Raw genomic sequence first — 11,822 nt, forward strand, 5'->3', positions numbered from 1 at the left:
GACGTTTCTCCGCATTATTGCCGGGTGGCGCAACGCTTATCCGGCCTACAAATCCCACATACTTTTGGCAATTCAAAATAACCACACCGAAGTGTGGTTAGAATTAAACGTACCTTTATTACTGGGTACTGGTGGTTGTGGTGGTTGTGGTTCCGGTATTAGAACCATCGCCGCCACCGGTCGCCGCCAGGGCGACCCCCACTGCAGAACTTACGGTGCTCACGCTGGTTGCGGAGGAACTTCCTGCCGAAACCGACGCGGCAGCCGACCCTGCAGCCTCACCCACCTGAACGGGGGCGGCATAGACAGAAGTTGCCGCAAGCGCAGATATAGCCCACAGGCCATACAGAACTTTTTTCATCACAAATTCCCTTCATTGTATGAATGGAGATTTACCCAAAAGAATTTCGGGCGAGATCGAGTATACACAAGCCAAAGTGTGCAAATTACGCCACGCGGGAATTTAGGATAATTAGATAACGAAAGGAAAAATGATTAAAAAATACAACAAAAACAATTAAATCAATAAATTAAAATATAAAAATTAAAATGCAATATCCGGTAAATCCGAAAACATCAGAAATTGAATAACATTAATAAAATTATTTTAGGATTAAGCTCAATTAAGGTATGAAGTTAAAACGTAGATATCCTGGAGCATTCTTATAAAAAAGCCGATATTAATATCGGCTTTTTATTTCATTAATGCCGGATGCGGCTAAACGCCTTATCCGGCCTACAAGTGTGTGCTATCAGGCACGCCAGGACTTATAACGGTTAATCAAACCGTTGGTAGAACTGTCGTGGCTGCTCACTTCGGAACCATCTTTCAGCTCTGGCAGAATGCGGTTCGCCAGCTGTTTGCCCAGCTCAACGCCCCACTGGTCAAAGGTGAAGATGTTCAGGATAGCGCCCTGAGTGAAGATTTTGTGTTCGTACAGTGCAATCAGCGCACCCAGGCTGAACGGCGTGATTTCGCGCAGCAGGATGGAGTTCGTTGGGCGGTTACCTTCGAACACTTTGAACGGCACAACGTGGTCCAACGTTGCCGGATCTTTACCCTGGTCGCGGTATTCCTGCTCAACCACTTCACGAGATTTACCGAATGCCAGTGCTTCGGTTTGCGCGAAGAAGTTAGACAGCAGTTTCGGATGGTGATCCGACAGCGGGTTGTGGGTGATGGCCGGCGCGATGAAATCGCATGGAACCATTTTGGTGCCCTGGTGGATCAGCTGGTAGAACGCATGCTGGCCGTTAGTACCCGGCTCACCCCAGATGATTGGGCCAGTCTGGTAATCCACCGCATTGCCGTTACGGTCAACGTATTTACCGTTGGATTCCATGTTGCCCTGCTGGAAGTAGGCCGCGAAACGGTGCATATACTGGTCATACGGCAGAATTGCTTCGGTTTCGGCACCGAAGAAGTTGTTGTACCAGATACCGATCAGCGCCAGCAGCACCGGCAGGTTTTTCTCAGCCGGAGTGGTGGAGAAGTGTTTGTCCATCGCATGCGCGCCGGAGAGCAGCTCAACAAAGTTGTCGAAGCCTACGGACAGGATGATGGACAGACCGATTGCAGACCACAGGGAGTAACGACCGCCAACCCAGTCCCAGAACTCGAACATATTGGCAGTATCAATACCAAACTCGCCAACCGCTTTACCGTTAGTGGAGAGCGCTGCGAAGTGTTTGGCAACGTGCTTGTTGTCGCCTGCGGTCGCCAGGAACCAGTCGCGCGCGCTGTGGGCGTTGGTCATGGTTTCCTGGGTGGTGAAGGTTTTGGAAGCGACCAGGAACAGCGTGGTTTCCGGGTTCACTTTCTTCAGCACTTCGGCAATGTGCGTACCATCGACGTTAGACACAAAGTGCATGTTCAGGTGATTTTTGTAAGGACGCAGCGCTTCAGTCACCATGAACGGGCCGAGGTCAGAACCGCCGATACCGATGTTTACTACATCAGTGATGGCTTTACCGGTATAGCCTTTCCAGCTTCCGGAGATGATCGCTTCAGAGAAGGATTTCATCTTCTCCAGCACAGCATTCACTTCCGGCATGACATCTTTGCCGTCAACGATGATAGGCGTATTGCTACGGTTGCGTAGCGCCACGTGCAGCACGGCACGGTCTTCAGTGCGGTTGATTTTCTCACCGGAGAACATGGACTTGATGGCACCCGCCAAATCGGTTTCTTTCGCCAGATCCTGCAGTTTAGCCAGCGTCTCTTCAGTGATGCGGTTTTTGGAGAAATCCACCAGCATCAAATCGTCAAACGTCGCGGAAAACTTAGTGAAACGATCGCTATCTTTCGCGAAAAGATCCGCGATAGTAACGTCTTTCATTTCTTCAAAGTGTTTTTGTAGTGCCTGCCAGGCTGAGGTCTGCGTTGGATTGATGTTTTTCATTAGCAATACTCTTCTGATTTTGAGAATTGTGACTGAGATCGATTGTAACGCCAGTCACAGAAAAGTGTGATTGTTTTAATGCCATTGCCAGGGCATCCGCCAAACGTGGCTAAATAGTATAGCGGTTATCAGCGTTGTTATTAGTACCGTTACTCAACGCAGTTGCAGCATGAAAAATCCGCATAATCCCAGCGTTGACAGTGCAAGCTACACATTTTATTTATAAATACGGTATTTGCATTTGCGCCTGCACCGGTTTCTGTTCTGCCTTATGTGCCATGGTCGCTCTATTCATTCCCTGACACGAGGTAGTTATGACTGATGTAGTTGTCTCCAAATTTGGCGGTACCAGCGTGGCGGATTTTGATGCCATGAATCGCAGCGCTGATGTAGTACTTTCTGATGCTAACGTCCGTGTAGTGGTACTTTCCGCTTCTGCGGGAATCACCAACCTGCTGGTCGCACTGGCTGAAGGGCTGGAGCCAACCGCGCGCTTCGAAAAACTCGATGCCATTCGTCAAATTCAGTTCAATATTCTGGAACGCCTGCGTTATCCAAACGTGATACGTGAAGAGATTGAACGTCTGCTGGAAAACATCACCACGCTGGCAGAAGCAGCGTCACTGGCGACCTCAACCGCGCTGACCGACGAACTGGTTAGCCACGGTGAACTGATGTCTACCCTGCTGTTCGTCGAGATCCTGCGTGAGCGCAACGTGCAGGCGCAGTGGTTTGACGTACGTAAAGTGATGCGCACCAACGATCGTTTTGGCCGCGCAGAACCTGACGTCGCGGCGCTGGCCGAACTGGCAACGCTCCAGTTGGCCCCGCGTCTGAGCGAAGGTCTGGTGATTACTCAGGGCTTTATCGGCAGTGAAGGTAAAGGCCGCACCACCACGTTGGGGCGCGGCGGGAGCGATTATACGGCTGCCCTGCTGGCCGAAGCGCTGCACGCCACGCGCGTCGATATCTGGACCGATGTTCCTGGCATTTACACGACCGATCCGCGCGTTGTTCCGGCGGCGCAGCGTATTGATGAAATCGCCTTTGAAGAGGCAGCAGAAATGGCGACCTTTGGCGCGAAAGTGCTGCACCCGGCAACGTTGTTACCTGCCGTGCGTAGCGATATCCCGGTGTTTGTTGGCTCCAGTAAGGATCCAAAAGCAGGCGGTACGCTGGTATGCAATAAAACCGCGAATCCACCGCTGTTCCGGGCGCTGGCACTGCGTCGTAAGCAAACGCTGCTGACGCTGCATAGCCTGAATATGCTGCACTCTCGCGGCTTTTTGGCGGAAGTGTTCGGCATCCTGGCGCGCCACAATATTTCGGTCGATTTAATTACCACATCCGAAGTCAGCGTGGCGCTGACGCTGGATACCACCGGTTCGACCTCCACCGGCGATACACTGTTAACACAGTCTCTGCTGATGGAACTGTCTGCCCTGTGTCGGGTTGAAGTGGAAGAAGGCCTGGCGCTGGTGGCACTGATTGGCAACGACCTGTCCAAAGCCTGTGGAGTGGGTAAAGAGGTGTTCGGCGTACTGGAGCCATTCAACATCCGCATGATTTGCTACGGCGCGTCCAGCCATAACCTGTGCTTCCTGGTGCCCGGTACTGAAGCCGAACAGGTGGTACAGAAGCTGCACCATAATTTGTTTGAGTGAGTAGATGCCAACGCCCGATGGCTCTTGTCCCATCGGGCATTTTCACCGCATCACCGTTTCATATAACAATCTGTCCAACTCCCTGACATCGCCTTCCCGACTATCCGGTAACGTCGGCGGAATCTCTCCTCTTTCCAGCTCGGCGCGGATAAACGCATGCAACAGTGGACGACGCGGGCCGTATTCCGCTTCACCCGCACACTGCTTGCGCTCCAGCAGCTCATCAATTTCCTGACGCAATGGCGCATCCAGTTCACTTCCCGCCAGCAGATCGGCAAAACGCATCGGTGGCACGCCTTTCCCCTCCTCCACCCAACGCACCGCCAGCAGCGGGCGAATGACGTAAAAGTACTTTTTCAATCGCACGTCGTCACCTTGCAGATAGCCACGGAAGTTTTTCCGCGCCATCGAGTAGTAGTGCCAGCGGGCACGTAGCGGGGAAAACCATTTGGGCACCAACGCTTTCAGCGCCGACACGGTCACTTCATCCTGTTGATAGACCACTGGCGAATCCAGCCACTCAATAAGCGTAGGGTTTGCGCCTTTCAGTAACCCCAGCGCCTTGCGCCATTCCCAGCCGCAGACGTCCAGCTCATCATCTATCGGCAACTCGATAACATCTCGTGGCGCTTCAACCCGCAGATACCACTCAGGCGGATGAACATAGAGAAATCGCACGTCGTAGTCGCTGTCCGGCGAGGCAAATCCCCAGCCACGACTGCCGGATTCACAGGCATACAGCACCCTGACGCCATAGCGCTGCTCTACCTCTTTTAGCTGGCGCAATACCCTTTCGCGCATCGCGCCGTCCACTGTGTTGTAGCTCATTATTCTTATCCTTTTATGTTCACAAGGCCGTGCAGCACCTGGTCCAGGCCTCCGAACACCGAGATTTTATCGATACGTTCAGCGACTCTTTCAAGGGTTTCCAGCTCTTTTAAGCGCAGCGCCACCGGGTTGTTTTCCATCACTTTCGCGGTATTCAACAGCGATCGCGTCGCGGCAGTCTCTTCACGACGGCGGATCACGTTGGCCTGGGCGGATTTCTCAGCTTCAACCAGTTGGGACAAGATGGCCTTCATATCACCCGGCAGGACAATATCTTTCACGCCGAGCGAAGCGACCTCGATACCAAACGGTGTCATTCGGGCTTTCACCTGTGCGCTCACCACCTCATCGATCACCTGCTTATCTTCCAGCAGCTCGTCCAGCGTGCGCGTTCCCACCGCTTCCCGCAGGGCAAACTGCAATTCGCGGTAAAGGTGATCCAGCGGTTTGGTTAGTTGGCCAAAAGCCAGCAACACATCGCCATAACGCCAGTTTGCGGCCAGATTTAAACGCAGGTTGACCTTATCCTTGGTCAGGATCTCTTGTCCACCGACCTCCAGTACCTGTAAACGAGTATCAACAACTTCGGCTTCAATCAGATGGTTTACCTTCCAGTATGCGGTCAACCCTGGCGGCAACAGCGTCTGGGTTTCGCCATCAATTTTCAGCACACCAACATGCCACGCAGGAACCTGTACCGTTAAGATAGCTTCACGACCTTTCACCGTACCGTTACGTCGTGGCTGTAGCACTGCATTCATCACCTCAACCGGTACCGAAACCTGACGCGTATCCATACGCACCAGCTTCAGTGCTTCCTCTGCGCGCCAATACAGACGGCGCGTTCCCGGTGGCAAAATTTCCTGCAAGACGCCGTTCACATACAGCGCACCCGCTTCGGTATCGGTTAAATCGGCCACCACACAGTACTGCTCCACCCATGCAGGCTGGAAGCGACGTAAATACTCCGCAAGCGCTTCCGGAATTTCGCTGCCATCGGTATTGATCACCAGAACATCCGGTGTGTTAAACCATGGCAAACGGTGTTCACCTGCATCCAGTATCTGATAGTAATCACCCTGTCGGGATAACAGGCCAAGCTGGCCTTTACGAATAGTGATTTTTTTCTTCATTTTTTATTCCTTATTGTGAGTCAGGTGCGGGTGCAGGGGCGAAGCGGCAGGGGAATTCCCTTTTGCCTGTCGCACGGCATCTTTACCGGCAGCCTGTTCTGGAGCGTGCTAACTGCGCATCGCTCCGTTTTATTTCTATGATTAACAACCAGTTTTCATTCGGAGGATGAAATTGGGAATCGAACCCACTGTGTGTCAGCGGCTGACGGAACACTCCCGGAAAACAGCCTGTGCCGTTCCTGACGTGCCGGCGGGGTTTAACCCCCTGCGTTTTCAGCGTGATTGACGTAAGAGTTATTGCCAGAAGCGTGCCAGAAATGAAAATCGTCAGAATTTATTTTTAATAAATTGATTTATATAAATTTAATTGTTTTCGCCAATATTGGCAGTTGTCTCACTTGGTTAATTTTTTTATCTTTTAATCTCTTAACTTATCTTTTTGGATAAACCATGAAAAAGCGGCGGGTTGTAATTGGCGTACTGGGTACGGTGCTGGACAAACGCGGTAAACGCGCCAATCGGTTTAAAAAGTGGCGCCCCACGGTTGGATTGTGCCAACAGCCTGATTTCCCTGTCGACAGACTGGAACTACTCCACCAGCCACGCGATGAAGGCATGGCGCAAAGGTTGATTGAAGACGTCGCGCTGCTCTCACCTGACACCGAAGTACGTCCGCATGCCGTGACTATTAACGACCCCTGGGATTTTGAGGAGGTCTACGCCGCCTTTCTCGACTTCGCCACCCACTACAGCTTTGATACAGAAAACGAAGAGTATCTGGTGCACATCACCACCGGGACGCACGTCGCGCAGATCTGCTGGTTTCTGCTAACGGAAGCCCGCTACCTGCCCGCCAGCCTGCTGCAAACCAGCCCGGCACCAGCCGGTTCATCGGATGAGGCCGTCGCCGCCGGCGTTTGCTCGATAATCGATCTCGATTTAAGCCGCTACGCCACGCTCACCAGTCGTTTTCAGCGCGAACAGCAACAGTCTGTCTCCTTTCTGAAAGACGGGATTGATACGCGCAACGCCACCTTCAATAAACTGATCGATCGCATTGAGCGTGTAGCATTACGTTCGACCGACCCGATCCTGCTCACCGGCCCCACCGGCGCGGGTAAATCCTTCCTGGCGAAACGTATTTTTCAGCTACGCCAGTCGAGGCATCTGGTGGCAGGGAAACTGGTCGCCGTCAACTGCGCAACCCTGCGTGGCGACAATGCGATGTCTACGTTGTTCGGTCACGTGAAAGGGGCGTTTACCGGCGCACTCACGGCGCGCAGCGGACTGCTGCGTGAAGCGGATGGCGGCGTGCTGTTCCTTGATGAGATAGCCGAGTTAGGGCTGGACGAGCAGGCCATGCTGCTAAAAGCGATAGAGGAAAAAACCTTTTTCCCGTTTGGATCGGACAAAGAAGTACACAGCGATTTTCAACTGATAGCCGGAACCCATCGCGACATGCAGCAATGGGTCGCCGAGGGCCGTTTTCGCGAAGATCTCTACGCGCGTATCAATATGTGGAACTTCGCCCTGCCCGGTCTGGCGCAGCGGCGGGAAGATATCGCTCCGAACGTCGAGTATGAGCTACACCGTTTTTCCAGCAGTAAACAGATGCAGATCCGTTTCGACAAAGAGGCACGTGCTTGTTATCTGGCATTTGCCTGCTCCCCACAGGCGCAGTGGCGCGGCAATTTTCGTGAGCTAAGTTCATCCATCGCGCGAATGGCGACGCTTGCCGAACAGGGACGCATCACCTTATCCCTTGTCGAAGAAGAAATTGCGTTATTAAAAGAGAGTTGGCAGATTACCGCTACGCAACCGGAACTGAACATGGACATGGACATTGACCTTTTCGATCGCCGCCAGTTAGAAACGGTTCTGGAAGTGTGCCGCCGCAGCGCGTCGCTGTCGGAAGCCGGACGCGAACTGTTTGCCGTCTCACGGCAGAAAAAAGCCAATCCTAACGATGCAGACCGCTTGCGAAAATATCTCGCCCGCTTCGGGCTGAGCTGGGAAAACGTTCGCAGCGGAACATAAACATAATTTGTTTGAATAATATTTCATCACGCGATAAACAATAACTATAGCCGGGCTCGAACCCGGCTTTTTATAACAACACAACACATTTCAATCGCAAGGAATATAACATGCTCGCTACTCTCACGCGGCTGTTCCCGTTATGGGCGCTGCTGCTCTCTGTGATTGCGTATTACACGCCCACCACCTTTACGCCTGTCGGGCCATTCGTGCCGTCGTTACTGATGCTGATCATGTTCGGCATGGGCGTTCACCTGAAGGTGGACGACTTTAAACGCGTACTCTCACGTCCAGCACCCGTCGCGGCGGGTATTTTCCTGCACTATCTGGTGATGCCGCTCGCCGCATGGATTTTAGCGCTGGCATTTAACATGCCGCCGGAATTATCCGCAGGGATGGTGCTGGTCGGTAGCGTCGCCAGCGGAACGGCATCAAACGTCATGATCTATCTGGCAAAAGGCGATGTGGCACTCTCTGTGACTATTTCATCGGTTTCAACGCTGGTCGGCGTTGTCGCCACACCGCTGCTGACACGGCTGTATGTCGATGCGCATATCCAGGTCGATGTGATGGGTATGTTGCTGAGTATCCTGCAGATCGTGGTCATTCCGATTGCGTTGGGGTTGGTCATTCACCACCTGTTCCCACGCGTCGTAAAAGCCGTGGAACCCTATCTGCCCGCATTTTCTATGGTGTGCATTCTGGCAATCATCAGCGCCGTCGTGGCGGGTTCTGCCTCGCACATTGCGTCGGTCGGCTTTGTGGTGATTATCGCCGTAATCCTGCATAACACCATTGGCCTGCTCGGCGGCTACTGGGGCGGAAAACTGTTTGGTTTCGACGAGTCAACCTGCCGGACGTTGGCTATCGAAGTGGGCATGCAGAATTCAGGACTTGCCGCTGCGCTGGGCAAGATCTACTTTGGCCCGCTTGCCGCCCTGCCCGGCGCGTTGTTCTCCGTCTGGCACAACCTTTCCGGTTCGCTGCTGGCTGGCTACTGGTCCGGTAAGCCGATTGAAGAGAAACCACACGCAGTAAAACAACACTAATCTTCATAAATGGAGGAGGCATCCTCCATTTCTCCCTACCTGCATTTGAACCCCATCACAAAACAACAAATATCAACACAAAACAAAATAATTATTTAATTGTTATATTTCAATCAAATATACAAATAAACCTGTTTAAAACCCCAATTCAATCATTTTATGCATGTTGATTTGGTTTGTTTTAATTGGGAATATAATTCCACTACAACACAGATAAACCCTTACCCTATCTTCGAGGCCGCTATGAAAAAAATTGCGATTATTGGAAGCAGTGGAGGCAACCTCTACAACCTGGGTGGTGCTGAACCAGAAAAGCTACTCCAGGAAATTTACCAGCAGTGCGAAGCCGCAGGAGTGGAAGTTGCCGCTGTGCAGTTCATTGCGGCAGAAGCCTCAATGGACGTTGCCAAAGCTCACACGCCAGCGTCGGTATTTGCACTAACCACAGAAAACCAACAAAAACCACAAAGGATATTTCAGGGCAAACTTTCAGATGTGAACGACTCGGTAGTTGAGAGCGATTGCAGGATTGCTGAAATGATCCGTAACGGTGAGATCGACGGGATCATCGTGATGAGCGCCGATCCGGTGAAGGCCAACCAGGCGGTCTTTGCCGCAGCTGTTGAAATGAAAACACCGATTGTTGGCACCGGCGGAACCTCAATGGCGCTAGTGGCGGCAAAAGGGGCAAATGTCGTCGCAACCTCGGGCACGACGGGTACCACCAGCCGGACCCGCGCAGTCTCCTTCATCGCATCACTGTGTAAGCACTGGGGCGTTAAATACAAACCACAGTTGGGCAGTGCCTCTCCTTCACAGGGCGGTTCTGGAAAAAGTCTGCTTAAGCGCTTCAATATTCGCAGCATAATGATCCCTGCGCTGCCGGGCTTTATTGCCATGGCAATCGTGCTCGCACTCAGTCACATTCCGGGCCTGGAAAAACTCAACGATATCTTTGAAATTCTACTGAAGGGCCTACCGGTTTTAGTTGCGGTTCTCGCAGCAAAACAGATTTCGGAACTGGATGAAGTCTCAATTGTTGCCGGGGTGGTCGCCGGAGTACTTTCCGTCGAAGGCGGTCTGATTGGAGGGATCATCGGTGGTTTGATGGCCGGGATTTTCGTTCGTTGGCTGTTCGAATTATGCCTGAATTGGCGCTTTCCGATGACCACCGTCAACATTGTAGCGGGTGGGATCTCAGGCCTGGCCGCTGGGTTAATCATGCACTATCTGCTGAGTCCGCTGGCGCTGTCAGCAGGTAATTACATCAAACTGGCTATCGAAAGCACGCTGGCCTTCAGCCCTATTCTTGCTGGCCTGCTGGCTGGGTTGGTTATCTGGCCAGCTATTCTGGGGGGAGTCTATCACGCAGTCATTCTGCCGCTGGTGCTCCTGGAAATGGAAAAATCCGGAGTCAGCTTCCTCGGCGCTGTCGATATGGTAGGCCTGGTGATGGTTGCTGCAGGAATCAACCTGGCTAACGTCATCGCACCACGAGAAAAAAGCGAAGCAGCCGTCGCGACGCCCGGCCTGCTTATCAACCTCGGCTTTGGGACCTTCGTTGAATCGGCCTATCCGTTCATGTTTGCCAACAAAATTGTCTTTGGTTCAGCGATCGTTTGGGCCGGTCTGGGCGGCATGATGCTGGGTTTCTTTAACGTCAAAGGCGTGGCTTATGTCCCCGCATTTGCCTCTCCGTTCTTATCCAGCAATGCGCTGCAAATGGCGATTGTGATGGTTACCGTCATGGGCCTGACCTGTATTTCCACCATTATTGCCAACCGTTTTAAGGCTGTCGCACAGAAAGAATCTACCGCGTCAGCCCATTAATTAATGCACCAACACCAGAGGTACACCATGTTTAAAGGCGATATGAATAAAAAACGCGCTAAAGCGTTACAGAAAGTGAAAGATGCCATCACGCTGCACGGCGGGCAGACCATCCTCAGCACAGGGATAACCGGCGACGATGCGCGTCTGGCAAAAGCAGTATGTGAGGCGGGCGTTAAGCTGCTCGAACCGAACCATCCCGCACTGGCGTTAGCGCGTGGGCATAAGGGGGTGAGCAACATGCACGCGGCGGAACAAATCCGCCACGAAATTACTAACAGCCAGATGGCCGAAGCAGTACATGGCGTACGTAATGTGGTCCCTGACGATATCTTCATTACCGTCGGTATCGCAGGTGGCTTTACCGAAACGTTACCAGTCCCGCTCACGGAAACAGAGATACTGGAGATTGCCCGTGCTGGTGCCGATGGCTTACACACCCATAAATCCGACTGGGACGATCTACAGGACATCGTTAATCTCGCCCATCAGTATGGCCTGACCGTTGATGCTTATATTGGTCACCCGGATGACCTGCATACCTTCGGTATTCCTGCGCGCACTCCGGAAGAGGTCGCCAGCGTAGCAAAACGGATGCAGGAAATTGGCGTCGACATGATTGGTTTAATGACCGGTATGAGCTACGAAGGCGTAGCCGCAGGTGATATTCCGCAAGCCATTAAAGATCGCCTGTGGGCACTGGTCGGCGCGGTAAGCGTGCCGACGCTGGCGGAAGGCGGAATTAACCTCGCCAATGCCAAAGCGTTTAAGGATACCGGGGTCAATATTCTGGTCGTCGGTACGGCAATCGACAATATGGTCTGCAACGCCGCCAAAGAGGCTGTCACACCGTTTATTGCGCATTGATATTAAGGGAAA

General features: G+C 52.5%; 9 protein-coding genes. 5 read left to right on the top strand and 4 right to left on the bottom strand.

Going from position 1 to position 11,822, the window contains the following annotated elements; genetic code table 11:
- Positions 1-118: 118 nt before the first annotated feature.
- Both yjbE and pgi read right to left on the bottom strand, forming a co-directional pair.
- Positions 119-361: an exopolysaccharide production protein YjbE gene (yjbE, locus tag OGX86_RS00630; RefSeq protein ID WP_003826562.1), complete on the bottom strand. Its 243-nt coding sequence runs from the start codon at positions 359-361 to the stop codon at positions 119-121.
- 391 nt (positions 362-752) lie between these two features.
- A complete protein-coding gene (gene pgi / locus OGX86_RS00635) occupies positions 753-2,402 on the bottom strand; it encodes a glucose-6-phosphate isomerase (protein ID WP_003826559.1) in 1,650 nt (549 codons plus the stop codon).
- Positions 2,403-2,716: 314 nt separating this feature from the next.
- Here pgi and lysC point away from each other — a divergent pair, with 314 nt between their 5' ends.
- Entirely contained in the window at positions 2,717-4,066 is a 1,350-nt protein-coding gene (gene lysC, locus OGX86_RS00640; RefSeq protein ID WP_003826556.1) for a lysine-sensitive aspartokinase 3, read from the top strand.
- A 42-nt stretch (positions 4,067-4,108) separates the two neighbouring features.
- Here lysC and OGX86_RS00645 read toward each other — a convergent pair whose 3' ends face one another.
- Both OGX86_RS00645 and OGX86_RS00650 read right to left on the bottom strand, forming a co-directional pair.
- Positions 4,109-4,894 (bottom strand): nucleotidyltransferase domain-containing protein, encoded by a 786-nt coding sequence (locus tag OGX86_RS00645; protein WP_168978985.1) that lies wholly within the window; start codon positions 4,892-4,894, stop codon positions 4,109-4,111.
- A 5-nt stretch (positions 4,895-4,899) separates the two neighbouring features.
- Complete coding sequence (locus OGX86_RS00650; protein WP_286639030.1) at positions 4,900-6,027, bottom strand: slipin family protein; 1,128 nt, start codon at positions 6,025-6,027, stop codon at positions 4,900-4,902.
- Positions 6,028-6,477: 450 nt separating this feature from the next.
- Between OGX86_RS00650 and rtcR the strand changes: the two genes are divergently transcribed.
- The 4 genes from rtcR (at position 6,478) to OGX86_RS00670 (ending at position 11,810) form a co-directional block, all read left to right on the top strand.
- On the top strand, positions 6,478-8,064 hold the full coding sequence (gene rtcR, locus OGX86_RS00655) for an RNA repair transcriptional activator RtcR (RefSeq protein ID WP_286639032.1): 1,587 nt from the start codon (positions 6,478-6,480) through the stop codon (positions 8,062-8,064).
- Between the two features lie 110 nt (positions 8,065-8,174).
- Positions 8,175-9,113: a ketopantoate/pantoate/pantothenate transporter PanS gene (gene panS / locus OGX86_RS00660; RefSeq protein ID WP_043018056.1), complete on the top strand. Its 939-nt coding sequence runs from the start codon at positions 8,175-8,177 to the stop codon at positions 9,111-9,113.
- Positions 9,114-9,356: 243 nt separating this feature from the next.
- Positions 9,357-10,943 (top strand): hypothetical protein, encoded by a 1,587-nt coding sequence (locus OGX86_RS00665; protein WP_057068619.1) that lies wholly within the window; start codon positions 9,357-9,359, stop codon positions 10,941-10,943.
- A gap of 27 nt (positions 10,944-10,970) precedes the next feature.
- Positions 10,971-11,810 carry a beta/alpha barrel domain-containing protein gene (locus tag OGX86_RS00670; protein ID WP_032942081.1) on the top strand — a complete coding sequence of 280 codons (840 nt, stop codon included), beginning with the start codon at positions 10,971-10,973 and terminating at the stop codon, positions 11,808-11,810.
- The last annotated feature ends 12 nt before the right edge of the window (positions 11,811-11,822 follow it).

The sequence above is a fragment of the Citrobacter sp. Cpo040 genome (assembly GCF_030332915.1).
GTDB lineage: Bacteria > Pseudomonadota > Gammaproteobacteria > Enterobacterales > Enterobacteriaceae > Citrobacter > Citrobacter portucalensis.

What these genes read in the sequence shown, in the direction of transcription:
- yjbE (WP_003826562.1), bottom strand. Translation starts at nt 361, where the DNA reads ATGAAAAAAGTTCTGTATGGCCTGTGGGCTATATCTGCGCTTGCGGCA.
- pgi (WP_003826559.1), bottom strand. Translation starts at nt 2,402, where the DNA reads ATGAAAAACATCAATCCAACGCAGACCTCAGCCTGGCAGGCACTACAA.
- lysC (WP_003826556.1), top strand. Translation starts at nt 2,717, where the DNA reads ATGACTGATGTAGTTGTCTCCAAATTTGGCGGTACCAGCGTGGCGGAT.
- OGX86_RS00645 (WP_168978985.1), bottom strand. Translation starts at nt 4,894, where the DNA reads ATGAGCTACAACACAGTGGACGGCGCGATGCGCGAAAGGGTATTGCGC.
- OGX86_RS00650 (WP_286639030.1), bottom strand. Translation starts at nt 6,027, where the DNA reads ATGAAGAAAAAAATCACTATTCGTAAAGGCCAGCTTGGCCTGTTATCC.
- rtcR (WP_286639032.1), top strand. Translation starts at nt 6,478, where the DNA reads ATGAAAAAGCGGCGGGTTGTAATTGGCGTACTGGGTACGGTGCTGGAC.
- panS (WP_043018056.1), top strand. Translation starts at nt 8,175, where the DNA reads ATGCTCGCTACTCTCACGCGGCTGTTCCCGTTATGGGCGCTGCTGCTC.
- OGX86_RS00665 (WP_057068619.1), top strand. Translation starts at nt 9,357, where the DNA reads ATGAAAAAAATTGCGATTATTGGAAGCAGTGGAGGCAACCTCTACAAC.
- OGX86_RS00670 (WP_032942081.1), top strand. Translation starts at nt 10,971, where the DNA reads ATGTTTAAAGGCGATATGAATAAAAAACGCGCTAAAGCGTTACAGAAA.